Origin of the sequence: Cryobacterium breve (assembly GCF_004402375.1) — a bacterium.
Lineage (GTDB): Bacteria > Actinomycetota > Actinomycetes > Actinomycetales > Microbacteriaceae > Cryobacterium > Cryobacterium breve.
The window spans coordinates 84298-110135 of the sequence record NZ_SOGJ01000005.1; the positions used below are offsets into that span (position 1 = coordinate 84298).

At 68.7% G+C, this 25838-nt stretch carries 21 protein-coding genes; 8 read left to right on the forward strand and 13 right to left on the reverse strand.

Going from position 1 to position 25838, the window contains the following annotated elements:
- Position 1: 1 nt before the first annotated feature.
- From E3O65_RS01165 to E3O65_RS01175, 3 genes are read left to right on the forward strand one after another with little or no spacing between them, the layout of a single operon-like run.
- Complete coding sequence (locus E3O65_RS01165; protein WP_134361925.1) at positions 2-658, forward strand: hypothetical protein; 657 nt, start codon at positions 2-4, stop codon at positions 656-658.
- Positions 658-2238 (forward strand): proton-conducting transporter transmembrane domain-containing protein, encoded by a 1581-nt coding sequence (locus E3O65_RS01170; RefSeq protein ID WP_198411633.1) that lies wholly within the window; start codon positions 658-660, stop codon positions 2236-2238. The genes E3O65_RS01165 and E3O65_RS01170 overlap by 1 nt, the downstream gene beginning before the upstream one ends.
- The gene (locus E3O65_RS01175; RefSeq protein WP_134361926.1) at positions 2235-3764 is read left to right on the forward strand and encodes a hydrogenase large subunit; all 1530 of its coding nucleotides are present in this window, start codon (positions 2235-2237) and stop codon (positions 3762-3764) included. Before E3O65_RS01170 ends, E3O65_RS01175 begins: the two co-directional genes overlap by 4 nt.
- Before the next feature lie 41 nt (positions 3765-3805).
- On the opposite strand, the gene E3O65_RS01180 is transcribed toward E3O65_RS01175, so the two are convergent.
- The 5 genes from E3O65_RS01180 to E3O65_RS01200 all read right to left on the reverse strand — a co-directional run bounded on the left by E3O65_RS01180 (position 3806) and on the right by E3O65_RS01200 (position 10075).
- A complete protein-coding gene (locus E3O65_RS01180) occupies positions 3806-4141 on the reverse strand; it encodes an ArsR/SmtB family transcription factor (protein WP_134361927.1) in 336 nt (111 codons plus the stop codon).
- 271 nt (positions 4142-4412) lie between these two features.
- A complete protein-coding gene (locus E3O65_RS01185) occupies positions 4413-6686 on the reverse strand; it encodes a polyribonucleotide nucleotidyltransferase (RefSeq protein ID WP_134361928.1) in 2274 nt (757 codons plus the stop codon).
- A 256-nt stretch (positions 6687-6942) separates the two neighbouring features.
- Positions 6943-7974: an iron-sulfur cluster-binding protein gene (locus E3O65_RS01190; RefSeq protein WP_198411634.1), complete on the reverse strand. Its 1032-nt coding sequence runs from the start codon at positions 7972-7974 to the stop codon at positions 6943-6945.
- The gene (locus tag E3O65_RS01195; protein WP_134361929.1) at positions 7974-8945 is read right to left on the reverse strand and encodes a dihydroorotate dehydrogenase; all 972 of its coding nucleotides are present in this window, start codon (positions 8943-8945) and stop codon (positions 7974-7976) included. The genes E3O65_RS01190 and E3O65_RS01195 overlap by 1 nt, the downstream gene beginning before the upstream one ends.
- 23 nt (positions 8946-8968) lie before the next feature.
- Entirely contained in the window at positions 8969-10075 is a 1107-nt protein-coding gene (locus E3O65_RS01200; protein WP_134361930.1) for an LLM class flavin-dependent oxidoreductase, read from the reverse strand.
- Positions 10076-10152: 77 nt separating this feature from the next.
- Between E3O65_RS01200 and E3O65_RS01205 the strand changes: the two genes are divergently transcribed.
- Positions 10153-11871 (forward strand): glycoside hydrolase family 13 protein, encoded by a 1719-nt coding sequence (locus E3O65_RS01205; protein WP_134361931.1) that lies wholly within the window; start codon positions 10153-10155, stop codon positions 11869-11871.
- Here E3O65_RS01205 and E3O65_RS01210 read toward each other — a convergent pair.
- The gene (locus E3O65_RS01210; RefSeq protein WP_134361932.1) at positions 11859-12317 is read right to left on the reverse strand and encodes a VanZ family protein; all 459 of its coding nucleotides are present in this window, start codon (positions 12315-12317) and stop codon (positions 11859-11861) included. The genes E3O65_RS01205 and E3O65_RS01210 overlap by 13 nt on opposite strands.
- The gene (locus E3O65_RS01215) at positions 12318-13853 is read right to left on the reverse strand and encodes an amino acid permease (protein WP_134361933.1); all 1536 of its coding nucleotides are present in this window, start codon (positions 13851-13853) and stop codon (positions 12318-12320) included.
- Positions 13854-13983: 130 nt separating this feature from the next.
- Between E3O65_RS01215 and E3O65_RS01220 the strand changes: the two genes are divergently transcribed.
- The 3 genes from E3O65_RS01220 (at position 13984) to E3O65_RS01230 (ending at position 15379) form a co-directional block, all read left to right on the forward strand.
- Entirely contained in the window at positions 13984-14745 is a 762-nt protein-coding gene (locus E3O65_RS01220; protein WP_134361934.1) for an AzlC family ABC transporter permease, read from the forward strand.
- Entirely contained in the window at positions 14742-15053 is a 312-nt protein-coding gene (locus E3O65_RS01225) for an AzlD domain-containing protein (RefSeq protein ID WP_134361935.1), read from the forward strand. The genes E3O65_RS01220 and E3O65_RS01225 overlap by 4 nt, the downstream gene beginning before the upstream one ends.
- Before the next feature lie 137 nt (positions 15054-15190).
- Positions 15191-15379: a YegP family protein gene (locus tag E3O65_RS01230; RefSeq protein WP_134361936.1), complete on the forward strand. Its 189-nt coding sequence runs from the start codon at positions 15191-15193 to the stop codon at positions 15377-15379.
- 149 nt (positions 15380-15528) lie between these two features.
- On the opposite strand, the gene E3O65_RS01235 is transcribed toward E3O65_RS01230, so the two are convergent.
- From E3O65_RS01235 to nirD, 6 genes are all read right to left on the reverse strand, one after another.
- Complete coding sequence (locus E3O65_RS01235; protein ID WP_134361937.1) at positions 15529-16617, reverse strand: LLM class flavin-dependent oxidoreductase; 1089 nt, start codon at positions 16615-16617, stop codon at positions 15529-15531.
- A 125-nt stretch (positions 16618-16742) separates the two neighbouring features.
- Positions 16743-17012, reverse strand: coding sequence for a 30S ribosomal protein S15 (gene rpsO / locus E3O65_RS01240; protein WP_134361938.1), 270 nt, complete (start codon positions 17010-17012; stop codon positions 16743-16745).
- Positions 17013-17348: 336 nt separating this feature from the next.
- Positions 17349-18989 carry an FAD-dependent oxidoreductase gene (locus E3O65_RS01245; RefSeq protein WP_134361939.1) on the reverse strand — a complete coding sequence of 547 codons (1641 nt, stop codon included), beginning with the start codon at positions 18987-18989 and terminating at the stop codon, positions 17349-17351.
- Complete coding sequence (locus E3O65_RS01250; RefSeq protein WP_134361940.1) at positions 18982-21105, reverse strand: molybdopterin oxidoreductase family protein; 2124 nt, start codon at positions 21103-21105, stop codon at positions 18982-18984. The genes E3O65_RS01245 and E3O65_RS01250 overlap by 8 nt, the downstream gene beginning before the upstream one ends.
- Before the next feature lie 2 nt (positions 21106-21107).
- Positions 21108-22520: an MFS transporter gene (locus tag E3O65_RS01255; protein ID WP_134361941.1), complete on the reverse strand. Its 1413-nt coding sequence runs from the start codon at positions 22518-22520 to the stop codon at positions 21108-21110.
- 67 nt (positions 22521-22587) lie between these two features.
- Complete coding sequence (gene nirD / locus E3O65_RS01260) at positions 22588-22962, reverse strand: nitrite reductase small subunit NirD (RefSeq protein ID WP_134361942.1); 375 nt, start codon at positions 22960-22962, stop codon at positions 22588-22590.
- 206 nt (positions 22963-23168) lie between these two features.
- Here nirD and nirB point away from each other — a divergent pair, with 206 nt between their 5' ends.
- Positions 23169-25838 carry a nitrite reductase large subunit NirB gene (gene nirB / locus E3O65_RS01265; protein ID WP_134361943.1) on the forward strand — a complete coding sequence of 890 codons (2670 nt, stop codon included), beginning with the start codon at positions 23169-23171 and terminating at the stop codon, positions 25836-25838.

Sequence of the window (25838 nt, forward strand, 5' to 3'; positions counted from 1 at the left end):
CGTGTTCACCACCATCTACCCGCAGCTGATCGGCCTCTGCACCGGCACGCTGCTACTCACCAGCGCCCTGATGGTCTGGCGGCACTCGCTGCTGGCGTCGATCCGGCTGCTCAGCGTGCAGGGCTTCGCGCTGGCCGCGCTGGTCGCCGTGATCGGCCTGGAGGAGGGCGAGATCGAGGTGATCCTTGTCTCCGTGCTCGTGCTCCTGGTCAAGGGCGTGGCCCTGCCCTGGGTGCTCGCCCGAGAGACGCACGCCACCACGAGAACGGATGAGGCGCCGCGCCTCAACCCGACGGCGGCCCTGCTCACCGTGGCGCTGCTGACCATCCTCAGCTACGTCGTGGCCAGCCGCTTGCTCGCCGGCGAGACCAGCATCTCCGCCCATGCGGCCCCGATCGGCCTCGCCATGGTGTTGATCGGATTCCTCCTCCTGGTAACCCGCCGGCAGGCCGGATCACAGCTGATCGGCTTCCTGGTGCTCGACAACGGCATCGCCACGGTCGCGTTCCTGACCTCGGGCGGCGTGCCGCTCTTCCTCGAACTCGGCATCTCCCTCGACGTACTGCTGGTCGTCGTCATCCTCTACGTCTTCGCCGGCCGTATGCGCAACAAGTTCGGCAACACCGAGATCGATCAGCTCAGAAAGTTACACGACTGATGTCATTCGCCCTCTGGACACCCCTGGCCCTCCCGGCCCTCCTCGCCGTGCTCAGCCTCGTCGCGCCCTCCCCCGCGGTGCGCCGGCTCAGCCCTGTCGCCGCCAGCGTCGTCGTGCTCGTCTCGGGCCTGCTGCTGGTGAGCGTCGTGCTCGCCGACCAGGTGCCCACGCTCGGCGACGGTCTGCTCCGCGCCGACGCGCTGAGCGCCTACATGCTCACGGTCGTCGGCGCCGTCGGCCTCGTCTCCACCTGGGGTGGGTTCGGCCATGCCACCGCCGTGCCCGGCCGGTTCACCGGCTCCTACGACGCCCTGATCTCGATCTTCCTGGCCGCCATGAGCCTCGCGGTGCTCGCCGACAACATCGGCCTGATGTGGGCCGCAGTCGAAGCCACCACCATCGCCACGGCCTTCCTGGTGGGCCACCACCGCACGCCCCGCTCGCTGGAGGCCGCCTGGAAATATGTCATCCTCGGCTCCGTCGGCGTGGCGATCGCTCTGCTCGGCATCGTGCTCATCTACGCCGCCTCCCGCGGCACGGGCGAGGCCACCCTGTCCTGGCTGGTGCTCAGCCGGGCCGGCCTACCGCTCGACCCCGCGCTGATGCGTGCCGGTGGCGCCCTCGCGGTGCTCGGCTTCGCCACCAAGGCCGGACTCGCCCCCATGCACAGCTGGCTGCCCGACGCGCACAGCCAGGCCCCCGCCCCCGTCTCCGGGCTCATGTCGGGGGTGTTGCTCGCGGTCGCCCTCTATGCCATTCTGCGCATCCAGACCATCACCGATGCCGTGATCGGCCCGGACTTCCTGCGCATCATGCTCAGCGTGGGTGGACTCCTCTCGCTCTTCGTTGCGGCGGCGCTGCTGATCCGCCAGCGGGACTTCAAACGGATGCTGGCCTACTCCAGCATCGAGCACATGGGCATGATGGCCGTGGGCGCGGCCATCGGCGCGGCAGCCCTGCCGGCCGTGCTGCTGTACGTGCTCGGCCACGGGCTGACCAAGGCCACGCTGTTCGTGATCTCCGGGCGCATCCTCGAGGTCGAGGGCACGCCGAAAATCGACGACGTGCGCGCACTGCTCGTGCGCCGACCGGGATTGGCCGTGCCGTGGCTGATCGCGATGGCCGCACTGATCGGGTTCCCCCCATTCAGCATTTTCTTCTCCGAGGTCAGCATCATCGTGGCCGGCTATTCGACCGGCATGGGTCTGGTCGCCGGCATCGCGCTGGTGCTGCTGCTCGTCATCTTCGCCAGCCTGACCCGGTTGACGGTGGCCATGACGATCGGTGCTCCTGCGGGGACGGTTGCGGCGGCGGCTTCCGCGGCTGCTGCCGCGGCGGTGCCGGCAGTGTCGGCGGCAGCCCTGACCGGAGTCTTCCCTCGCGTCGACGCCGACGCATCCGTCACCCTGGCCGACACCGAGTCGATCCCGGAAGAGCCCATCGTGCCCGACCGGTCGGGCCATGGGCCGATGCTGCCGCTGATCCTCGCGCTCGGCACCACCGCGGTGGTGGCGTTCATCGCCGAACCGGTCGGCACGCTCCTGACGCGTGCAGCCGAGGTACTGGGAGGAATCCAATGACGAATCCGAGCCCGCTGTCGGCTGCCTCCCCCGAGGTGCGCACCCTCAGCCGCGACGAACTGCGGGACGAAGTCGCCACATTGCTCACCGAGGGCAACCGCCTCGCGCTCGTGGCCTGCCACGACGACGGTCACCGGCTGCGCGTGGTCTACTCCTTCGTTGCCGTCTACCCGCGGCGCCAGATCGACCTCGTCGTGCCGGTGCCCTACGACGACGCGTGGATTCCAAGCCTGGCCGACCTCTCGTTCCCGGCCGGCAACTTCGAGCGCGGCACCCGGGACCTGTTCGGCGTGCGCCCGGCGAACCACCCTCAGCCCTATCGGCTCGTGCGGCACGGGCACTGGCCCCGCGGCTGGTACCCGATGCGGAAGGATGCACGGGTCACCCCCGAATTCGAACCCGATGTGGAGTCCTTCCCCTTCGTGGAGGTCGAGGGCCCCGGAGTCTATGAGATCGCCGTCGGGCCCATCCACGCCGGCATCATCGACCCTGGCCACTTCCGCTTCTCCGTGGTCGGTGAGACCATCGTGCGGATGGAAGCCCGTCAGTGGTACATGCACCGCGGAGTCGAGCGGCTCTTCGAAGGCCGCAGCCCCAGTGAAGGCATCGCGCTGGCCGAGCAGATCGCCGGCGACACCGTGATCGGCCACACCCTGACCTACCTGATGGCGATCGAGGCGGCCTCCGGCATCGAGGTCTCCGAACCCGACCGGATGCTGCGTGCCCTACTGCTGGAACTCGAGCGCCTCTACAACCACGTCTCCGACCTCGGCTCGCTCGCCAACGACGTGGGGTTCAGCGTTGTCAACTCGCACGCCCAGCGGCTGCGCGAGACACTGTTGCGCCTCAATAAGGCCGTCACCGGACACCGCTTCCTGCGCGGGGCACTGTCAGTGGGCGGGGTCAGCGTGCTCACCCTGCCCGATCCCGACGTCCTCCGCGCCGTGGCTGCGGACGTGCAGGAGATCATCGCCATCACCCTCGGCCACGCCATCGTGCGGGACCGGTTCACCGGCACCGCCCCGCTGCCCACCAGCCAAGCTGAGGCCATGGGCACGCTGGGCTATGTGGCGCGGGCATCCGGGATCGACGCCGACGCCCGCCGCGACCACCCGTTCGTCGACCTCGGAAAGCACTTTCACGTGGTCACCGATACGGGAGGCGACGTGCTCAGCCGATACCGGGTACGGGCCGGCGAGTTCGAGGTGTCCATCGCGGTTGCGATCGACCTGATCCGTCGTCTGGGTGCACACCGCGGCGGCGCGGCCGCGGCGGCGGGTTCTCCCTGGCCGGCGCCGTCGTCGACGGATGCCTACAGCGGCCTCGCCCTCGTCGAGGGCTGGCGCGGAACGATCTGCCACCGGGTCGAACTTCACCAAGACGGCACCGTCAGCCGGCTCAAGGTCGTCGACCCGTCCTACTTCAACTGGCCGGCACTGCCGGTGGCTCTGGCCGAGACGATCGTGCCCGACTTCCCCCTCGTGAACAAGAGCTTTAACCAGTCCTACGCCGGCAACGACCTGTAGCGACGCGTTCGCGAAAGCCCGGTGTCGGGCTCAGGCTCGGGCTACTGCGAGTCTTGCTCGATGGTGCGGAGCAGGGCGTGGGAGTCTTCGAGGCTAGACACCAACATCCGTTTGGAGATGGCCAGAAGTTCGGCGACGCCCGGGTCGCGCAGGGCGTAGAAGATGGTGTTGCCGTCGCGCCGGGTGACGACCACGCCGGCACGGCGCAAGACCCCCAGTTGCTGGGACAGATTCGACAGTTCGGCCCCGAGCACCTCGGCCAGGCTGCCGACGGAGCGCTCCCCGCCGGCCAACTGCTCCAGAACCTGCACCCGCAATGGGTGCCCAAGAGCCTTGAAGAGGTCAGACTTCAATTGAGCCATGGGTAGTCCGGTCATCGTCACAGTCTGATCATATCGCTAACCTGTAATACTTTCAAATAGGTTCTGGTCTTCTGCCGCAGGGACAGCATCGCCCGTCAGATCGGGTACTCGCGAGAGCGCACAATGTGCCCCCTCGCTCCACGTGAAGGACACATTCTGCGCTTTCGCGGCATCGGGGGCGAGCGTTCGAACACTGCGGGATGCAAAAAGCCCGCCCTGCCGGAGCAAGACGGGCTTTCCGTCTAGCCGACTAACCTGGCGAGAGGTTGTCGGTAGATCGAGCGGACTACGCCTCGGTCGAAACCGGAGCGTCCTCGGTGCCGGCCTCAGCCGACTCGTCGAGGACCGGGGCGAGCGAAAGCTTGCCACGGTCGTCAATCTTGGTGATCTCCACGAGGACCTTCTGGCCCACGCCGAGCACGTCTTCGACGTTTTCGACCCGCTTGCCACCGGCGAGCTTGCGGACCTCGCTGATGTGCAGCAGTCCGTCCTTGCCCGGGAGCAGGGACACGAACGCGCCGAACGCGGCGATCTTGACGACGGTTCCGAGGAACTGCTCGCCGATCTCCGGGTTGGTCGGGTTGGCGATGGCGTTGACCTGGGCGCGAGCGGCCTCGGCCGACGGTCCGTCAACGGCGCCGATGTACACCGTGCCGTCCTCCTCAATGGAGATGTCGGCGCCGGTCTGGTCTTGGATGGCGTTGATCGTCTTGCCCTTCGGGCCGATCAGCTCGCCGATCTTGTCGACGGGGATCTGCACGCTGATCACGCGGGGCGCGGTCGGTGCCATCTCGTCGGGACGGTCGATGGCGGCGTTCAGCACGGCCAGGATGGTCGCGCGAGCGTCCTTGGCCTGAGTGAGCGCGCCGGCGAGAACGGACGCCGGGATGCCGTCGAGCTTCGTGTCGAGCTGGATCGCCGTGACGAACTCGCTCGTGCCGGCCACCTTGAAGTCCATGTCGCCGAGCGCATCTTCGGCACCGAGGATGTCGGTGAGAGCCGCGTAGCGGGTCTTGCCGTCGACGGTGTCGGAGATGAGGCCCATGGCGATGCCGGCAACGGGTGCGCGCAGCGGCACACCGGCGTTGAGCAGCGACAGGGTCGAGGCGCAGACGGAACCCATCGAGGTGGAACCGTTGGAGCTGAGCGCCTCGGAGACCTGACGGATGGCGTAGGGGAATTCCTCGCGCGTCGGCAGCACGGGGACCAGGGCACGCTCAGCGAGCGCACCGTGGCCGATCTCGCGGCGCTTCGGCGTTCCGACTCGGCCGGTTTCACCGGTCGAGTAGGGCGGGAAGTTGTAGTTGTGCATGTAGCGCTTCTTGGTGACCGGGCTCAGGGAGTCGATCGTCTGCTCGAGCTTGAGCATGTTCAGCGTGGTGACGCCCAGGATCTGGGTCTCGCCGCGCTGGAAGATCGCCGAACCGTGCACGCGCGGGATGATGGCTACCTCGGCGTCGAGCGGGCGGATGTCCGCGAGTCCACGGCCGTCGATGCGGATGCCCTCGTTGAGTACGCGTGAGCGCACGACGAGCTTGGTCACCGACTTGTACGCTGCGGAAACCTGGTTGTTGGCGCCGGCGTCGAGCTGGCCGGCCTCGACCTGGGCTGCGACGGCGGCCTTGACGGATGCCTTGAGTGCGTCATCCGCATTCTGGCGCTCGATCTTGTCGGCGATCTGGTAGACGCCCTTGAGCTGTTCGAACGCGAGAGCGGCGACGGCGTCGTAGGTGGCCGGCTGGTACGACGGGAACACCGGGTAGGCGCCGGTCGGCTTGGCGGCCGAGGCGGCAACCTTCTGCTGCGCTTCGATGAGCTGCTTGATGAAGGGCTTCGAGGCTTCGATGCCCTCGGCGATGACCTCTTCGTTCGGCTTGATGGCGCCGCCCTTGATGAGCTCCCAGGCGTTGTCGGTGGCTTCGGCCTCGATCATCATGATCGCGACATCCTGCGCGCCGTTGGCGTCGGTCACAACGCGGCCGGCGACGACCATGCTGAACACGGCGTCGACGATCTGCGAGTGCTTCGGGAAGGCAACCCACTGGCCGGAGCCGTTCTCGTCGGGGATGAGGGCGACGCGAACGCCACCGATCGGGCCCGAGAAGGGGAGGCCGGCGAGCTGGGTCGACATCGACGCCGCGTTGATCGCGAGCACGTCGTAGTATTCGTCGGGCGCGATGGCCAGAACGGTGACGACAACCTGAATCTCGTTGCGGAGTCCGTCGACGAACGACGGGCGCAGCGGCCGGTCGATCAGACGGCAGGTGAGGATCGCCTCGGTCGACGGGCGACCTTCGCGACGGAAGAAGCTGCCCGGGATGCGACCGGCGGCGTACATGCGCTCTTCGACGTCGATGGTGAGGGGGAAGAAGTCGAAGTTCTCCTTCGGCTGCTTGCTGGCGCTCGTGGCGGAGAGAAGCATGGTCTCTTCGTCGATGTAGGCGGCGGCAGAGCCCTGCGCCTGCTGGGCGAGACGCCCGGTCTCGAAACGGATGGTGCGAGTGCCGTACTTGCCGTTATCGATGACGGTTTCGGCGAACGTGATTTCTGGACCCTCCATATGGGGGTTCTCTCCTTTGGTTTTCTGCTTCTCGCCATTCTGGCGACGAAGACTCGGTTGCCCGTATGGCGCGCGAGCTGGACGCGGAGAAGACGGTGCGAGTGCTGGCCACCAGTAGAAATTCACCAACCACGGCTGTTGCGGGCCAGTTGGGAAACCACCACCGAGGACCAGCGTGCTGCCGGTCTCTCCGTATTGTGCAGGGTTGTGCTCGGTCATTCCTAAGATTGACCTTTTCGATCCTAACAGAACACGTTCAGCCTGCCACGTTGTCGCCCCCGGCCGGGGCTGCAATCGGAAGCACCGCGTCGAACACCGGGCCGTCGACGCAGACCAGCGGCCCCTCGACGGCAGGATCCGTGGCGACGGGCGCGGCGCATCCGTGACAGTAACCGAGCCCGCAGGCCATGTGAGCTTCGAGCGAGACCTGCACCGGCACACCCCATTCGTCGCCGAGCTCGGCGGCCAGGCGGGCGAGAACACCGGCGCCGCAGACCAGGATCACGTCGGGCGGGGTGGCCGCGAACAGCCCGCGCAGGAGTTCGCCGAGCGCCGGCAGGGCGCTCGAGCCGTCGTCGTCGGTGACCGGGATGACCGTGGCACCCAGTTCGGCGCAGTCGGAAAGGCCGATCAGGTTGGCCCACGACCGTCCGCTGAGCACGACGGTGGCGACGACGCCCTGGGCGGCTGCGTCTTCGACCGAGCCCATGATGGCGCAGACGCCGACTCCTCGGCCGATCATCAGCGCCGTGCGGGCCGGCTGTGGCTCGGTGCCGGATGCCTCGGCGGCATCCGGCTCGGCGGGACAGGGGAACTCGAAGCCGCGGCCGAGTGGCCCCGTGACCAGGAGGCTCTCGCCCACGGCCACGTCGACGAGCGCGGTGGTGCCGCGGCCGGCCACGCCGTAGATGACCTCAACGGTGCCTTGCTCCGGGTGCCGGCGGTGGATGGCCATCGGACGCGGGAGCAGGATACGCTCCCCGCCCCGCGACGGCACGGTGATCATCAGGAACTGTCCGGCGAGGGCGGTCGTCGCAATGGTGTCGGTGGCCAGCACGAGGCGGCGGTACCGCTCCCCCACGACATCGTGGACGAGAACGACGGCGTCGTCCCACACCGGGTCGGGCCGAGGCATCCGTGCGGGCGGGCGCACCGCGATCAGGCCGTCGAGCGCGGCCTCGTCCGCGGCGGCGAACGCCTGTTGGCGGCGCAGGGCATCGAGGGCGGCGCGGGCGACGGTCACGGGGGTACCGGTGACCGCCGATGTGTCGGTGGGGGTGGTGGGCATCAGTCTCTCCAGAGTTCGATCAGCTCGGCGAGAACGGCGACCTCGGCGGCCAGGCAGCGTTCCTGCAGGGCGCGGGCGATTTCGACCATGGCGAACGGGCGTCCGAAGCTGGCCGTGCCCACCTGCACGGCGCGGGCGCCGACCGAGAAGTAGTCGAGGGCGTCGTCGGCCGTTTCGATGCCACCGCAGGCGATCACCGGGATCTGCACCGCGCGGGAGGCCAGCCAGACCAACCGCAGCACGATCGGGCGGATGTTCGGGCCGGACAATCCGCCGATCACGTTGCCGAGCAGGGGGCTGCGGGTGTCGGGGGCGAGAGGCAGGGCGGGGATGGAGTTGGCCACGCAGACGGCGTCGGCACCGGCGTCCTCTGCCGCGCGGGCGCAGTCCGTGATCGACGAGACGAGAACGGGCAGCTTGACGATCACGGGCTTGTCCGTCTCCTGGCGCACCGCGCGCACGACCTTGCCGATGGCGTCGGGGTCGGAGCCGATGTCGGTGCCGTCGCGGTCGAGGTTGGGGCAGGACACGTTGAGCTCGTAGGCGTCCCCCGCACCTCGCAGATCACGCACGACGGGAGCGTACTCGCTCGCGCGGTGGCCGCCGACGCTGACGATCACAGGCACGCCGAGCGCCAGGTAGAGCGGATGTTGGCCGGTCAGGTAGCCCGCGGCCCCGAGGCTCGGAATGCCGACGCTGTTGACCATCCCGGCTCGGATTTCGGTCAGGCGGTGTGCCGGGTTGCCGCCGCGCGGGGTGCCGAACACGGTCTTGGTGACCACGGCTCCGAGCTCGGTGACCGGGATCAGCCGGCCGAGCGATGGGCCGAAGCAGCCCGAGGCCGGCATGACCGGGTTGGCTAGGGTGAGTCCGCCGATTCGCACCGAGAGGTCGACCGCCGCGACGGCGGGTCGGGCGTCGAAGAAGACGCGGCGCGCATCCGTTGTGGAGCGAGGTGGCGCGATGGTCATGGTGTCTGCTTCCGCGGGATAGGTCAGGGTCGGGCGACGGATGCCGAGAGCCGGCCAGTCACGGCGTCGGCCCTGAGAGTGGCGTGCGTCGGGGCGTCGGGCACGTGCGCGGGCCGGTTCGCAGCCAGCTCCCGCCGGAGCACGGGCACGACCTCGCCGCCGAGGATGTCGAGCTGCTCAAGCACTGTTTTCAGCGGCAGTCCGGCGTGGTCCATCAGGAACAGCTGGCGCTGGTAGTCGCCGAAGTAGTCGCGCATGCCCGCGTAGCGATCGATGACCTGCTGCGGGCTGCCGACGGTCAGCGGTGTCTGCTCGGTGAATTCCTCGAGGCTCGGGCCGTGGCCGTAGACAGGGGCGTTGTCGAAGTAGGGCCGGAATTCGTCGACGGCGTCCTGCGAGTTCGTGCGCATGAAGACCTGGCCGCCGAGGCCCACAATGGCTTGGTCGGCGCGGCCGTGGCCGTAGTGCTCGAACCGGGCCCGGTACAGACTGATCAGCTTGAGGTAGTGGTCCCGGGGCCAGAAGATGTTGTTGGCGAAGAAACCGTCACCGTAGTACGCGGCCTGCTCGGCGATTTCCGGGCTGCGGATGCTGCCGTGCCAGATGAAGGGCGGCACACCGTCGAGGGGTCGCGGCGTCGACTGGAACCCCTGCAGCGGGGTGCGGAACTGGCCCTCCCAGTCCACGACGTCCTCGCGCCACAGCCGGCGCAGCAACGCGTAGTTCTCCAGCGCCAGCGGGATGCCCTGGCGGAGATCCTGGCCGAACCACGGGTAGACCGGGCCGGTGTTGCCGCGGCCGAGCATCAGGTCGACCCGGCCGCCGGAGAGGTGCTGGAGCATGGCATAGTCTTCGGCGATCTTCACCGGGTCGTTGGTCGTGATCAGCGTCGTCGCCGTGGACAGGATGATGCGCTCGGTCTTCGCGGCGATGTAGCCGAGCAGCGTGGTGGGCGAGGAGGGCACGAACGGCGGGTTGTGGTGCTCGCCGGCGGCGAAGACGTCGAGTCCGACCTCTTCCGCCTTCTGGGCGATGGCGACCATGGCCGTGATGCGATCGTGCTCGGTCGGAGCATGGCCGGTCGTGGGGTTGACCGTCAGGTCACCGACGGTGAAGATTCCGAATTGCATGTGCAGCCTCTCGCTCGCGCATCGCGCATGGCCGATTCTATTCGGTGGCGGAAGTGCCGGGTGGGAGGATCGAAGGCATGACAACCAGCGCACGAACGGCCGGGACGGCCACCTCCGAGTCCACCCCCGCGACCGGCGTCCCCTGGTGGACCAGCGCCGTCGTCTACCAGGTGTACCCGCGCAGCTTCGCGGACTCCGACGGCGACGGGATCGGCGACCTCGGCGGCATCCGTTCGAAGCTCGACTACCTTGCGGAGCTGGGAGTCGACGCGGTCTGGCTCTCCCCCGTCTACCCGTCACCGCAGCACGACAACGGCTATGACATCAGCGACTACCAGGACATCGAACCGGTCTTCGGCAGCCTGGCGGAGTTCGACCTGCTGCTCGCCGAGGCCCATGAACGCGGCATCAAGATCGTGATGGACCTGGTGGTGAACCACACCAGCGACGAGCACGCCTGGTTCCAGGAGTCGAAGTCGTCGCTGACGAACCCGAAGCGCGACTGGTACTGGTGGCGGAAGCCCGAGGCGAACGGCAGCCTGCCCAACGGCTGGGGCAGCGCCTTCAGCGGCCCGGCCTGGACCCTGGATCCGACCACCGACGAGTACTACCTGCACCTGTTCGCGAGGCAGCAGCCTGACCTCAACTGGGAGAACGCCGAGGTGCGGCAGGCCATCTACTCGATGATGAACTGGTGGCTGGACCGCGGCGTCGACGGCTTCCGGATGGACGTGATCAACTACATCGCCAAGCAGGCCGAGCTGATCGACGGGCCGGCCCCGGCCACTGGCGGCGGCTCGCCGATGGGGCCGCAAATCCACGACTTCCTGCAGGAGATGCACCGGGAGGTCTTCGACGGGCGCACGGGCCAGCACCTCACCGTCGGCGAGATGCCGGGCGTGAGCACGGATGACGCTCTGCTGTTCACTGACCCCGCTCGGCGCGAAGTGGACATGATATTCCAGTTCGAGCATGTCGGCCTCGACCAGGGCGAGCATAAGTTCGATGTGCTTCCCCGCAACCTGCCGGCGCTGAAGCAGAGCCTGTCCCGTTGGCAGGAGAGGCTGGCCGCGACCGGCTGGAACAGCCTCTACCTGAACAACCACGACCAGCCCCGGCTCGTGTCGCGCTTCGGCAACGACACCTCCTTGCGCTACGAGTCCGCGACGCTGTGGGCGCTGGTGCTGCACTTGCACCGCGGCACGCCCTACATCTACCAGGGCGAGGAGATCGGAATGACGAATGTGCACTTCGACTCCATCGACGACTACCGCGACCTCGAGTCCCTCAACCACTACCGCGAGGCCGTGGAAGAGTTCGACCTGGATCCGGGCACCGTGCTCGCCGGCGTGCAGACCATGGGCCGTGACAACGCGCGCACCCCCATGCAGTGGGACGCCTCGGCACAGGCCGGCTTCACCACCGGCACGCCGTGGCTGGCCGTGAACCCGAACAGCGACCGGGTCAACGTTGCCGCCGACCGTGCGAGCGAACGGAGCGTGTTCCGCTTCTACCAACAGCTGATCGCGCTCCGTCATGAGAGCGCGGTGGTTGCCCTCGGCGACTTCACCCTGCTCGAACCCGACCACGAAGTGCTCTACGCCTTCACCCGCAGGCGGGGTGATGAGACGCTGCTCGTGGTGGCGAACGCATCCGATGACCCCCTCACCGACCCGCTGCCGGTGGACGTCTCGGCTGCCCACCTGATTCTGGCCAACTACCCGGCCGCAACGGATGCCGCCGCACCCCCCACGCACACCCTGCGCCCCTGGGAGGCTCGCCTCTACCGACTGTAGGTCGCTGCGGCCCGTCTCGGGCGGGCCTCGTCACGGCGCACGACCTGGTACATCGTCTGAACGAGGGCGATCAGCACCCCGAGCGCGGCACCGCTGCCGTTCGCGACCAGATCGCGCACATCCGGAAACCGGGTCGGCAGGAACTGCTGGGTGAACTCGATGGAGCCGGTGAGCAGGAGGCCCAGCGCGATGGCCAGCCACCAGAGCCGGCGGCCGAACAGAAGCAGGAGGAACACCCCGACCGGGATGAACATGGCGATGTTGGCGGCGAATTCGACCCGACCGTACGTGATCCAGTCGGTGGAGTCGTGCCGGGCGAAGAACCCGAGCGCCCGCAGCAGCAGCCCATTGTTGCTGCTGTCGAGCGGCTGCGGCCCGAGCGTCACCCAACCGACGAACGCCAGGTAGGCGGTCGTGACCGTAAGCAGGAGCGGATGGCGGCGCAGCTACTTGCCTCGCGCGGAATTCTCCTCGGCGATGATCTCCTCGCGGAGCGTTTCGTCGAAGACTCGCTTGGCCTCGATGCCGACCACCGAATGGCGACGTCCGTAGAGGAAGTACACCGCGATCCCGATCGCGAGCCACACCGCGAAGCGCACCCAGGTGAGCGTCGTGAGGTTGAGCATCAGCCAGAAGCACAGCACCGCCGAGAGGATCGGCAGGTACGGCGAGAACGGCACCTTGAACGCCCGGGGCAGGTCGGGCCGCTTCTTGCGCAACACGACCACGGCGATGCTGACCAGCACGAACGCCGACAGCGTGCCGATGTTGATCATTTCCTCGAGCACGCCCACGTCGGTGAACCCGGCGATCAGGGCCACGGCGGCGCCGGAGATGATCTGCACCCGGGCGGGGGTGCCGCGCTTGGACGACGTGACGCTCAGTCCGCGGGGCAGCAGGCCGTCACGGCTCATGGCGAAGAGCACGCGGGACAGGCCGAGCAGCAACACCATGATCACGGTGGTCAGCCCCACCAGGATGCCGACCGAGATCACCTGGGCGGCCCAGCCGGCGCCGACCGAGATGAACGCCGTCGCGAGCGAGGCGTTGGGATCGTCGGCGAGAACCGTGTACGGCACCATTCCCGTGAGCACAAGACTGACACCGAGGTAGAGGACCGTGACGATGGCCAAGCCGGCGAAGATGCCGCGCGGCAGGGTCTTCTGCGGGTTCTTGACCTCTTCGGCGCTGGTCGCGACCACGTCGAAGCCGATGAACGCGAAGAAGACCAGTGATGCGCCGGCGAGTAGTCCGAACAGGCCGTACTGGGCCGGCTGGGCTCCGGTCATGAACGAGAAGAGCGACTGCATCCAGACGTCGCCGTCGCCACCCGTGGAGGGCACGGCCTCCGGGATGAACGGCGTGTAGTTCTTGGGGTTGATGAAGAAGGCACCGACGACGATCACGAACAGCACGATCGCGACCTTGAGGATGGTGAAGATGCTGGCGACGCGCGCGGAGAGCTTGGTGCCGAGCACCAGCAGGGTGGTGAAGATGGCGACGATGACAAACGCACCCCAGCTGACCTGCAGACCGAACACGGAGATCGTGGCCGGGACATCCCAGTTCCAGAGTTCGAAGACCTCGCTGAGGTAGATGCCCCAGTACTTGGCGATCACGGCCGCGGCGGTCAGCATCTCGAGGATGAGGTCCCAGCCGATGATCCAGGCGAGCAGCTCACCGAGGGTCGCGTAGGTGAAGGTGTACGCGGACCCGGCCACGGGAACCGCAGAGGCGAACTCCGCGTAACACATGATGGCGAGCGCGCAGGTGATCGCGGCGAGCAGGAAGGCCAGGGTGACGGATGGCCCGGCATAGCTTCCGGCCGCCTTTGCACCGACCGAGAAGATGCCGGCACCCACGGCGACCGCCACCCCCATGATCATGAGGTCCCAGGTGCCCAGCGTGCGCTTGAGACTGTGGCCCTTCTCAAGGGAGTCGGCCATGGAGGCTTCGATGCTTTTGGTGCGCCAGACGCTCATAACTGGGTGCTTCCGTTCAGTTGGGTACCGGTCAATATTAGGCCCACCCCGGGTATCCCCGCCCGGCCAGACGATTCGCACCGGCTGCCCACTGGCCCGCAACCGGCGCCCGCCCCCCTAGCATTGACCGGTGCCCACCGATCTCCGCCACTCCCCCGGGGCCCGGGTCGGCCTGTCGATCGCGGTGGCCACGGGGCTCTACGGCATCTCGTTCGGCGCCCTGTCGGTTGCCTCCGGCCTCGACGTCTGGCAGACCTCAGTACTGAGCCTGCTCCTGTTCTCCGGGGGCTCCCAGTTCGCGTTCATCGGGGTGATCGCCGGCGGTGGCAGCGGACCCGCGGCAGCGGGCGCGGCGGCACTGCTCGGCATCCGTAACGCCGTGTACGGCATGCAGCTGAACGCGCTCCTGCACCCGCGGGGCTGGCGCCGGGTCGCCGCAGCCCAGGTCACCATCGACGAGTCGCTGGCCACCAGCACCGGGCAAACCGACCCGGTCGAGCAGAGGAGGGGTTTCTGGGTGGCCGGCGTGGGCATCTTCGTGCTCTGGAATGCATTCACCCTGGTCGGCGCGTTCGCAGGCGACGCCCTCGGTGACCCGAAACGGTGGGGACTCGACGGGGCTGCGGTCGCGGCGTTCCTCGGCCTGCTCTGGCCTCGACTGCGGTCCAGGGAGGCCGGGACGATCGCCGTGGTGTGCGCCTTGGCGACCGTGCTGGCCGTGCCGTTCGTTCCGCCGGGTGTGCCCATCCTGGTGGCGGCCGTCGTCGCGGGCGGCATCGGCTGGTTCGGCTTTCGGCACGGACCGGACGGAAAGGGTCTTGAGCCCGACGTCGACCCCTACCCCGATCTCGGCGACCGGTCCGGCGCGACGAACGCCGGGACTCTCCGATGAGCGTGTGGTTCTGGATCGTAGTGGCCTGTGCGGCGGGGTTCCTCACGAAGCTGCTCGGATACCTTGTGCCGCGCAAGTTGCTCACCAATGCGCGGATCGCCCGTGTGGCCGGCACGCTCACGATCGGATTGCTCGCCTCCCTGACCGCCGCGAACGCCCTCGCCACCGGCCAGGCGCTGACCGTCGACGCCCGGCTCGGTGCACTCGTGGCCGCGGCGACCGCACTCTGGCTGAAGGCGCCGTTCCTGGTCGTGGTCATTGCGGGCGCAGCCGCGGCGGCCGGGCTGCGCCTGCTCGGCGCCGCATAGCGCCACTCTCGAGCCCCAGGTGCCCGTCAGCTGTCCGCGCGGGCGACGGTCACCGGGCGCGCCACCGGGAGCGGTAGTGTTTTTGCAACGGCCGTGTTGCCGACCACGTTTTTCAATGTTGAGGAAATGAGTGTGTGATGAGCGGAAAATACGAGCTCTACGCAGAACGATCCGGCGGATTCCAGTTTCGGCTGAAGGCCAACAACGGCGAAGTGATCGCGACCTCCGAGAGCTATCGCTCCAAGGCGGAGGCCCTCAAAGGCATCGAGGCGCTGAAGACCCACGTCAAGTCACATGTGGTCGATATGACGGAACCGGACGCCTGAGCCAACAAAGTCCCGCGGACGGCGTCGAACCAATTCGACGGAGATTCTATCCAAAAAGAAGCGTTCTCGAGGTTTTGCGGCCGTCTAGGGCAAGGTCTCCGTCGAATTCGTTCAGGACGAAGTCACCACAACGCGTGCCGGCGACCGACCTAGCCCGCCGTGGCCAGTTCGTCGGCCGGTACCTTGCCGCCCAGCAGCGCCGCGGCGAGCAGTTCGAGCGTGTGCTCGCGGGCCGGTGAGGCCAACGGGTCCGCGTCCGCGTACGCGGAGGCGATCGGCTGCAGCATGACCTCGTCGACCCCGAACTGCGTCGCGAGGGCACGGATGCGCGCGGCCGCGGCGACGGGCTCGTCGATGATCCAGGTGGCGGCCATCCTGTCGATCATGCCGAGCAGCGCCGGCGTCATGGGCGCTGCCGCGGCCTCTTCCACAGTGGCGAGCGGACCGAGTGGAAGGCCCGAGCGCAAACGCGCCATCTGCTGCATCTGCGGCAGCGCGAGGGCGAGTGCCTCAGCCTTCGTGTCGGCGACCGCCACATTCAGGGTGAGGATCGTGCGAGGTGCGCCGAGGGTCTCACTGGGCATGAACCCGCGGCGGTAGAGCTCGAGGGCCTGGGTGGTGCCGTCCCCGGCAAAGTGGTTGGCGAAGACGTAGGGCATGCCCTGCCGGGCGGCGAGCCGAGCCGAATACTCGCTGGAGCCGAGCAGCCAGATTTCGGGCATGCCGGTGGCTGCGGGCGTCGCGTGCAGTGCGTACTCTTGGCCGGAGGTCAGGCTGAGCGAGGCCCCGTCGGGGTGAAGCAGCGCCGCGATGTCGGCGATGTTGCGCGGGAACGCGTCGACCTCGCTCACGGCTCCGCTCGCGCGCAGCAGCGCGGTGATCATCGGGTCACTGCCGGGTGCCCGGCCCAGCCCCAGATCTATGCGACCGGGGAATGCCGCTTCGAGGATGCCGAACTGCTCGGCGATCACGAGCGGCGAGTGGTTGGGCAGCATGACTCCCCCGGAGCCGACTCGGATGCGTTCGGTCCGGGCCGCGAGGATGCCGATCAGCACGGGCGGGTTCGTCGACGCCACCGCCTGCATATTGTGGTGCTCCGCGACCCAATACCGGGTGTAACCGAGGCGGTCAGCACTCTGGGCTAGACGCACGGCCGCCGCGATCGCCTGAGCGGAGCTCTGGGGTGTGCGGACGGGGATCAGATCGAGCACGGACAGGCTCAGCGCAGAAGTAGACATCGTTCGGGGAAACCGGGGCAGGCCCGGGGATATTCCCGCGCCTGCCCCGAACACACAAAACGGGCCGCCACCTGAAAGGTGACGACCCGTTTCGCAAGAAGATCGCGGTGTCTTCGAAAAGTGCCCTAGCGGCGCAGTCCGAGGCTGCTGATCAGCGTGCGGTACCGGTTGATGTCGACATCCGACAGGTAACCGAGCAGACGACGGCGCTGACCGACCATGAGCAGCAGGCCACGACGCGAGTGGTGGTCGTGCTTGTGCTCTTTCAGGTGCTCCGTGAGGTCCAGGATGCGCTGCGTGAGCATCGCGATCTGAACTTCGGGGGACCCGGTGTCGCCTGGGTGGGTAGCGTACTTTTCGATGATCGCCTTCTTTGCATTAGCTTCGAGTGCCATAGATGGGATCCCCTTTCTCTCACTGCGCGGTGCCCGGGGCCGAATGCCTGGGCTCTCTTGATCCGCGGCCGTCAAACGGCAACCGTCCGAGTTTAGCAGGTCGGAGCGGTCTGAAGCTGCGTGCGGCGAACTCGGCCGGGGCGGCGAGCAACTGGTCGATCTCGTGGTCGATAAGCAGCAGGGTGAGAGTGGCCCCGCCAGGTCCGGCGAGGTGCTGCACCCACCGTCCTACCTGCAGCCCACCGCCAGGCCCGCTCCACGAGCTGCTCGTGCGCCCGCCCACCCTCCTCCAGCTCGGGTCCGGCGTCGCCGGTCGTTGGGGACAGTGTCGCTCGGCTAGGGGGCGAACCGCTCCAGCACCTCTGCGATCCGTCCCGTGCAACCGCCGCAGCCGGTGCCGGCCCTGGTTGCCGTGCCGATGCACGCGACGGTGGTCTGGCCGCCCCCGATCGACTCGGTGATGGTGCCGACGGTGACGCCGTTGCACCAGCACACCGTCGCATCCGAGGCGAACGCGTTGGCGCCCGCGGATGGCTCGAAGTCCGGCCCGTCGAAGCGCAACAGCAGGGAACGGTCCATGGGCAGTTCGCTGCCGCGCTGGTAGAGCAGAGTCAACTCAGCGGCCGTTCGAGGCATGCCGACACTGACGAAGCCGTTCAGGATGCCGTCACGCGTGACCATCTTCACGTAGCGGCCGTGCTCGGGGTCAGCCCATTGCGAGACGCTGACCCGACCGGACCCGCACCCGGCGGCGTGGTCGGCCTTGTCGGTGTCCCACAGGTCTGGTCGCGTGTCGCCGGCCGCGACGACGTCGACGCCCTCGGCCTTGAGCATCACCACGGAGTCCGGCTCCGGAGGCAGCGGCGGGCCGGCGGTGACGCCCGCCAGTTCGGCCCGGAACTGCGCGGCCAGCCAGTCCGCCTGCCGCCAGCCGGGCCCGATCAGCCCGGACGGGCCCCCGGCCGGCGGGGCGGCGGAGGCGCCGGGCCCGGGGCGCGGTGCGACGTGGGCACAGTCCCCGATCGCGTAGATTCCGAGGTCGGTCCAGCTCCGCAGTGACGCGTCGACCAGGACCCCGGTGGAGACGCTGAGCCCGGCGAGGGAGGCGAGCTCGGTGCGGGCGCCGACGCCGCAGGAGAGCACCAGGAGGTCGCCGTGGATCTGCTTGCCGTCGGCGCAGATCAGCGCATCGAAGCGCGGCACCCCGTCGTCGTGGAAGAGGATGCTCTCGGCGCGGGCATGCTTGACCATGCTCACCCCGGCCTGACGAATCCGGCGGGCGAGCACGGTGCCGCCCCCGCGGTCGAGGTTGCGGTTCATCGGAATCTCGCCGTGGTACACAACGCAGGTTTCGCTGCCGGCCTGCGCCGCCGCGAGCGCGAACTCCAGACCGAGCACGCCGGCACCGAGCACGACGATTCGCGCGCCGGACCGCACGGCGGCCAGGATCGTCTGCGCGTCGTCGAGGTCGCGGAGCGCGGTGACCCCGCGGGGCAGGGGCGCGTCGGCGGAATCGAGTCCCGCGGCCTCCGCGGGAGGTGACAGCAGGTTGTGCCGCACCCGGGTGACGCCGTCGAGGGTGGGCACGTTGGCGCGGGCGCCGGTGGCGAGCACGAGCCGGTCCCAGGGCAGCGCTTCGCCCGTTCCGAGGGTGACCGTGCGGAGGCTGCGATTGATCGCCGTGACGCTGGTGCCGGTGAGGATGCGCACCCCGGCGGCGCGAGCGGCCAGCGGGTCGGTGACCTCGAGGGCGTCGCGGTCGGTGCGCCCCACGGCGTAGTCGGCGATCAGCACCCGGTTGTAGGCGTCGACCGATTCGGCGCCAACCACCGTCAGGGTGGCCAGGCCGGCGTGCACGGCGGGCAGGAGTTGGTCGGCGAACCGGGCTCCAACCGGGCCGTAGCCCACGAGCACGAACCGTTCGGGGCCGGCTCCCCCGGGGTGGCCCGATCGGTCGGCGTCGAACTGATCAGGCATACACCCTCATTTCCTCGGGCTCGGCGTGCTCGGCGACCGCACGAACCCGCACGGTCGTGGTCTTGAATTCGGGCATGCCCGAGATCGGGTCGGTGGCGCCGCCGGTGAGCCGGTTGGCACTTTGATCGCCGGGGAAGTGAAACGGGAGGAACACCGTGTCGTGACGGATGTCCAGGGTCACCTCGGCCCGGCAGCGCACGATTCCGCGGGCACTCGTCACGTTCACCCAACCGCCGTGCACCACGCCCAGCTGTTCGGCTGTGGCGGGGTGCAGCTGCAGCCGGGCCTCCGGCTGCGCGTTCGCCAGTTCGGGCACCCGTCGGGTCTGCGCGCCGGACTGGTAGTGCTCGAGCAGGCGGCCGGTGATCAGGGTGAGGATTCCGCCCGTGGCGGCCGGGGCATCCGTCGCCCGGTTCTGCACGGCGTGGATACGGGCGCGGCCGTCGGCGTGCGCGAACCGGTCGAGGAACAGGCGCGGTGTGCCGGTGGACCCGGCCGGATAGGGCCAATAGGTCGGTTCATCGGACTCGTCGCCGGCACCGAGCCGGTCATAGCTGAGCCCCGAATAGTCGGCGAGGCCGCCCGCGGAGGCCCGGCACAATTCGTCGAACACCTCGGCTGGGTCAGTGCTGAACGTCGACGGGGAATGCAGTCGGCGGGCGAGCTCGTGCAGGATCCAGAGTTCACTGCGCACACCGGGCGGGGCGGTGACCGCCCGGCGGCGACGGATGACTCGGCCCTCGAGCGAGGTCATCGTGCCGTCCTCCTCCGCCCACTGCGTGACCGGCAGCACCACGTCGGCGAGCGCGGCCGTCTCGGAGAAGAAGAAGTCACTGACCACGAGGAAGTCGAGCGCCTCGAGGCCGGTGCGCACCTGCTTTGCGTCGGGCGCCGACACGACCACGTTCGCGCCGTGCACGAGCAGGCAGCGGATGCCACCCGACACCCCCATTGACGCGAGCAGTTGCACGGCGGGCAGGCCCACCCCGGGCAGGGACTCCGGGGACACACCCCAGACCCCGGCAACGTGCGCGCGCGCGGCCGGGTCGGTGATCTTGCGGTAGCCGGGGAGCTGGTCGCATTTCTGGCCGTGCTCCCGCCCGCCCTGGCCGTTGCCCTGGCCGGTGAGGGTGCCGTAGCCGGAGTGCGTCGTGCCGACAAGACCCAGGATAAGACTCAGGTTGATCGCGGCGGTTGTGGTGTCGGTGCCGTCGACGTGCTGTTCCACACCCCGCCCGGTGAGAATGTAGGTTCCGTGCCCGGCGGCGAGGCGGCGGGCCGCCTGCCGCAGCTGCCAGGCAGGAACGCCCGTGGCTGCCTGCACCCGCTCGGGGTACCAGGCGCCCACACTGCGGCGCAGCTCGTCGAAGCCCACCGTGCGATCGGCCACGTAGGCGACGTCGACGAGTTTCTCGGTGATCACGATGTGGGTCAACCCGAGCAGCAGGGCCAGGTCGCTGCCGGGGGTGGGCTGCACGTGCAGGCCGGCACCGTCATCCGTCAGCCGAGCCGTGGCCGAGCGGCGCGGGTCGACGACGATCAGGCCGCCCGCGGCGCGGGCGCCGTCGAGGTGTCCGATGAAGGGCGGCATGGTCTGGGCCACGTTGGAGCCGAGGATCAGGATGGTGCCGGCGGCGTCGAGGTCCTCAACCCGGAACGGAAGACCACGGTCGAGGCCGAACGCCCGGTTGCCGGCGGCGGCCGCGGAGGACATGCAGAACCGTCCGTTGTAGTCGATGCGGGAGGTGCCGAGCGCGACGCGGGCAAACTTGCCCAGCTGGTACGCCTTCTCGTTGGTGAGCCCGCCGCCCCCGAATACCCCGACCGAGTCGGCGCCGTGCTCGGCCCTGCTCCCGGAGAGGCGCTCGGCGATCAGGTCGAGCGCCTCCGCCCAGGAGGCCGGCGCGAAACTGCCGTCGGGACGCCGCATCATGGGTTCGAGGATGCGGTCGGGTGAGGTCAGCAGCTCCGCGGCGGTCCAGCCCTTCTTGCACAGGCCGCCCCGGTTGGTGGGGAAGGCTCGCCCGGTGACGGTCACGCCGGCGCCATGCGCCGTCAGGGTCATCGCGCATTGCAGCGCGCAGTAGGGGCAGTGGGTGCTGGTTGCGGAATCCATGACTAGATGCGGTGCCCGGCGACCGACGAGCCGCGGCGCAGGTAGCAGAACGCGGTCACGCCCATCATCACGACGTAGGCGCCGACGAAGGCGAAGATCGCGTTCGTGTAGTCGCCGGTCGTGGCCTTCGACAGCCCCAGAACCTGCGGGATGATGAAGCCGCCGTAGGCGCCGATCGCGGAGATCAGGCCGAGGGCCGCCGCGGTCTTTCGCCGCGTGTCCACGTCACCCGAGTCGCGGTGCGCATCCGTGACGCCGCTGCGGGCGGCGAAGACGGTGGGGATCATTCGGTAGGTCGAGCCGTTGCCCACCCCGGTGGCAACGAAGATCAGCAGGAAACTGGCCAGGAAGACCCAGAAGTTGCCGAGCGGGAGCACCGCGATCACGGTCAGGGCGCCGGCGGCCATCACGGCGAACGCAACGACGGTGACTCGGGCTCCGCCGAACCGGTCGGCGAGGCGGCCGCCGAGCGGGCGGGCCAGCGAGCCGACCAGTGCGCCGAGGAATGCGAGCGACAGTGAGGCGGTGACCACCTGGAACGACGAGTACGCCGGGAACTGGTCTGCGATGAGCTTGGGGAACACGCTCGCGAAGCCGATGAACGAGCCGAAGGTGCCGATGTAGAGCAGGGCAAGGATCCACAGGTGCGGCTCGCGGATGGCGGCGAGCGAGGCGGCGAAGTCCGCCTTGGCGCTGGCGAGGTTGTCCATGTACTTCCACGCGCCGCACATGGCCACGAGGATAAAGGGGATCCAGAACCAACCGGCGAGCGAGAGGTTGAGGGTGCCGACGGCGCCGAGCGTGATCACGATGGGGACAACCAGCTGGGAGACGGATGCGCCGAGGTTGCCGCCGGCCGCGTTCAGGCCGAGCGCCCAACCCTTCTGGCTCTGCGGGTAGAAATAGGTGATGTTCGACATCGAGCTGGCGAAGTTGCCGCCGCCGAAGCCGGCGAGGGCGGCGACGAGCAGCATGACCGGGAAGGGGGTGTCGGGGTTTCCGACGGCGACGCCCAGAGCGACGGCGGGGAGCAGCAGCAGGCCGGCCGAGATCACAGTCCAGTTGCGACCGCCCAGCTTGGGCACGAGGAAGGTGTACGGGAAGCGCAGGGTGGCGCCGACGAGCGCCGGCATCGAGATCAGCCAGAAGATCTCCCCGGTGTCGAAAGTGAAGCCAGCGGCGGGCAACTGCACGACCACGATGCTCCAGAGCTGCCAGATGACGAAGCCGAGGAACTCGGCGAAGATCGACCATTTCAGGTTGCGGGAGGCGATGAGCTTGCCACCACCCTCCCACTGCTCATCGTTCTCGGGGTTCCAATCGTCGATCCAGCGGCCGGGGCGGTGGCCGAGCCGTGCTCCCGGCGCGGCCAGAGGCTGAATGGTGTCGAGCACGGATGCTTCGGTGGGTGTCATCAGGTTCTCCTCGGGAGTGGTGGGAGCAGGGAAGTGAGAAGCGGAACGGGTGAGCCGGGGCGGTGAATCAGGCCGCGGCATCCAGCAGCACCTTCACGACGCCGTCGTCGACGCGCACCGGGAAGGTGCGCAGGGCGTAGGCGGCGGAGGTGAAGCACTCCCCCGTTGCCAGGTCGTAGACCTGCTTGTGCAGGGGCGAGGCGAGCGTGTACCGGTTGCCCTTCGAGCCCACGATGCCGCGAGACATGACGAACGAACCGGTGGCCGGGTCCTGGTTGGCAACCACGAAAACGGTGCCCCCCGGCAGGAGCACGATCGCCAGCTGCTCGGAGCCGACCAGGGCAGCCTCACCCCAGAGCGGTTCGAGTTCGGTGACGGCGCAGACGCTGGACCAGCGTTCGGTGCGGGTACTGCGGGGTTCGAGCCTGAGGGCGATCGTCATGGGACACCGGACCTTTCTAGTTGTGCTGATCACGCTAGGGAGTCGTGATTTCCGGGCAGGACACCCGGGGAGTCAATTGTGTAAAGAACACCTCACAGCGCCGCCGAAACCCGGTGAGGTCGCGGTCACACGTTGTTACGTGGGCGCAACCGGGGGGAAACCCGCCGCTTTTAGGCTGGCGACACACCTACTCGGAAGGCGCAGCCATGGAGAACCTCAACAGCATCCCCACCGGGTCGGATGCACCCCGTCGCGTCGTCGTGATCGGAGGCGGTCCGGCCGCCCACCGTTTCACGGAGGCCATGCAGGCCCGCACCCTGCAGGTGCCCGCCGGGCACGGGGCAAACCACGCCGTCACGGTTCTCGGCGAAGAAGACCATCTGCCCTACGACCGGGTGGCGCTTTCCCGGCGGCTGGTTGAATCGGAGGACCTCACGCTGGGTGACCCCGCGCTGTGGGCTGCACCCGGCATCCGTTACCGCGGCGGGAGCCGGGTCGTGGCGATCGACCCGGCGATGCACACCGTCACGCTGCACAACGGCGAAACGCTCGAGTGGGACGACCTGGTGTTCGCCACCGGTTCCTCGGCGACCGTGCCGGACATCCCCGGCGCCGACGCCGGCCACGTCTACCGCACCATCGAAGACGTCGATTTCCTGGTGGGCGAGGTCGGGCGTCTCGGCGAACGGCTCGGTCGCCCCGCGAACATCGTCGTGGTGGGCGGCGGCCTGCTGGGGCTTGAAGCGGCCGGCGGTCTGGCGCGGCTCGGCGGCCGGTCGACCATCGTGCACTCCGGGAAGTGGCTCATGTCGACGCAGCTGGACGAGGGCGCCGGGCAGGCGCTCGGCCGTCTGATCCAGGCCCAAGGGGTGAGCCTCGCCCTCGGCAACCGGCCCACGAAGATCCTGACCTCGCCCACGGGCCGGGTGCTCGGGGTCAGTCTCACCGACGGCACGCAGCTGCATGCCGACCTGGTCGTCTTTTCCATCGGCATCACCCCGCGCGACGAACTGGCCGCCGCGGCCGGGCTCGGGCTCGGCGCCCGCGGCGGCATCGCCATCGGACCTGACTGCTCCACCTCGATCCCCGGCATCTGGGCGATCGGCGAGGTGGCCAGCGTCGACGGCACGTGTGTGGGCCTGGTCGCGCCCGCCAATGCGATGGCGGAGGTGGTGGCCGACCGGCTGTACGGCGGCGCGGCGCTCTTCCCGGGCGTCGACGACGCCACGAAACTCAAGCTATCGGGTGTGGAGGTGGCGAGTTTCGGCGACGCGCTGGCCACCAGCGAGCATGCCCTCGAGGTGGTCTACGCCGACCCGGCCCGAGGTCTCTACCAGAAGATCGTCGTCACCGACGATGCGAAAACTCTGCTGGGAGGCGTCTTCGTCGGGGACACCGCACCCTTCACAGCCCTGCGCCCCCTGCTCGGGCGCGAACTCCCGACCGAACCGGGCGCCTACCTCTCGGCCGCGGGCGCTGAACCACCTGAGAACAGCGACCTGCCCGACGACGTGCAGCTCTGCTCCTGCAACAACGTGTCGGTCGGCACGGTGCGCGCCGCCGTGCGCGGCGACCACGGTGCCCTCGGCCACGACGGTGCCTGCACGGAGCTCAGCCCGCTCAAGGCCTGCACCCGCGCCGGCACCCAATGCGGCTCCTGCGTGCCGCTCGTGAAGAAGATCCTCGAGACCGAGCTGACCCGCGCGGGAATCGAGGTGTCCCGGGCGCTCTGCGAGCACATCGCGCTCTGCCGCAGCGAGCTCTTCGAGTCGGTGCGGATCCTGCAGCTGACCTCGTTCGAGCAGATCATGGACCGGTTCGGCAGCGGCCTTGGCTGTGACATCTGCAAGCCGGTGATCGCGTCGATCTTGGCCACCCAGACCGCCGGTTACATCCTCGACTCCGGCCGCGGCACCCTTCAGGACACCAACGACCGGGCGCTGGCCAACATGCAGAAGGACGGCACCTACTCGGTGGTGCCGCGCATCCCGGGCGGGGAGATCACGCCGGCGAAGCTCGCGGTGATCGCCGAGGTGGCCGCGGGCTTCAACCTGTACACGAAGATCACCGGCGGACAGCGCATCGACCTGTTCGGGGCGCGCCTCGAACAGCTGCCGGAAATCTGGAAGATCCTGGTCGACGCCGGATTCGAATCCGGCCAGGCCTACGGCAAGTCGCTGCGCACGGTGAAGTCGTGTGTGGGCTCCACCTGGTGCCGGTTCGGGGTGCAGGATGCCGTGGCGATGGCCATCACCCTCGAACTGCGGTATCGGGGCCTGCGCGCGCCGCACAAATTCAAACTCGGCGTGTCCGGTTGCGCCCGGGAGTGCGCCGAGGCGCGCGGCAAGGACGTGGGCATCATCGCCACCGAGCAGGGCTGGAACCTGTACGTCGGCGGCAACGGCGGCTACCAACCGGCACACGCGCAACTACTGGCGCAGGACCTCGACGACGAGACCCTGATCCGCTACATCGACCGGTACCTGATGTACTACATCCGCACCGGAGACCGGCTGCAGCGCACGGCCCGGTGGCAGGAGGACCTGGCGGGTGGCCTCGACCATGTGCGCGACGTGGTCGTGCACGACTCGCTCGGCATCGCCGCCGAGCTGGAACTGGCCATGCACGCCCACGTGGGCAACTACGAGGACGAGTGGGCGGCGACCCTCAAAGACCCGGAGCGCCTGCGCCGCTTCCGGTCCTTCGTGAACGCGCCCGCCACCCCGGACCCGGCCGTGGTGCAGGTGATCGAACGCGGCCAGCCGCGCCCGGCCTGGCCCGCCGAGCGCGCGGCCGGCGGCGCGCCCACCACCCCGGTGCTGGTGTCGGGGCCGACCATCCCACTGCGTCCGGCTGACGCCCCGATCGGAGAGTGA

Coding starts and splice junctions, on each gene's coding strand:
- E3O65_RS01180 (WP_134361927.1), bottom strand. CDS start 4,141: ATGACCGGACTACCCATGGCTCAATTGAAGTCTGACCTCTTCAAGGCT.
- nirD (WP_134361942.1), bottom strand. CDS start 22,962: ATGACGATCGCCCTCAGGCTCGAACCCCGCAGTACCCGCACCGAACGC.
- E3O65_RS01250 (WP_134361940.1), bottom strand. CDS start 21,105: ATGGATTCCGCAACCAGCACCCACTGCCCCTACTGCGCGCTGCAATGC.
- rpsO (WP_134361938.1), bottom strand. CDS start 17,012: ATGGCACTCGAAGCTAATGCAAAGAAGGCGATCATCGAAAAGTACGCT.
- E3O65_RS01200 (WP_134361930.1), bottom strand. CDS start 10,075: ATGCAATTCGGAATCTTCACCGTCGGTGACCTGACGGTCAACCCCACG.
- E3O65_RS01245 (WP_134361939.1), bottom strand. CDS start 18,989: ATGCCTGATCAGTTCGACGCCGACCGATCGGGCCACCCCGGGGGAGCC.
- E3O65_RS01230 (WP_134361936.1), top strand. CDS start 15,191: ATGAGCGGAAAATACGAGCTCTACGCAGAACGATCCGGCGGATTCCAG.
- E3O65_RS01215 (WP_134361933.1), bottom strand. CDS start 13,853: ATGAGCGTCTGGCGCACCAAAAGCATCGAAGCCTCCATGGCCGACTCC.
- nirB (WP_134361943.1), top strand. CDS start 23,169: ATGGAGAACCTCAACAGCATCCCCACCGGGTCGGATGCACCCCGTCGC.
- E3O65_RS01235 (WP_134361937.1), bottom strand. CDS start 16,617: ATGTCTACTTCTGCGCTGAGCCTGTCCGTGCTCGATCTGATCCCCGTC.
- E3O65_RS01205 (WP_134361931.1), top strand. CDS start 10,153: ATGACAACCAGCGCACGAACGGCCGGGACGGCCACCTCCGAGTCCACC.
- E3O65_RS01225 (WP_134361935.1), top strand. CDS start 14,742: ATGAGCGTGTGGTTCTGGATCGTAGTGGCCTGTGCGGCGGGGTTCCTC.
- E3O65_RS01255 (WP_134361941.1), bottom strand. CDS start 22,520: ATGACACCCACCGAAGCATCCGTGCTCGACACCATTCAGCCTCTGGCC.
- E3O65_RS01185 (WP_134361928.1), bottom strand. CDS start 6,686: ATGGAGGGTCCAGAAATCACGTTCGCCGAAACCGTCATCGATAACGGC.
- E3O65_RS01175 (WP_134361926.1), top strand. CDS start 2,235: ATGACGAATCCGAGCCCGCTGTCGGCTGCCTCCCCCGAGGTGCGCACC.
- E3O65_RS01195 (WP_134361929.1), bottom strand. CDS start 8,945: ATGACCATCGCGCCACCTCGCTCCACAACGGATGCGCGCCGCGTCTTC.
- E3O65_RS01190 (WP_198411634.1), bottom strand. CDS start 7,974: ATGCCCACCACCCCCACCGACACATCGGCGGTCACCGGTACCCCCGTG.
- E3O65_RS01170 (WP_198411633.1), top strand. CDS start 658: ATGTCATTCGCCCTCTGGACACCCCTGGCCCTCCCGGCCCTCCTCGCC.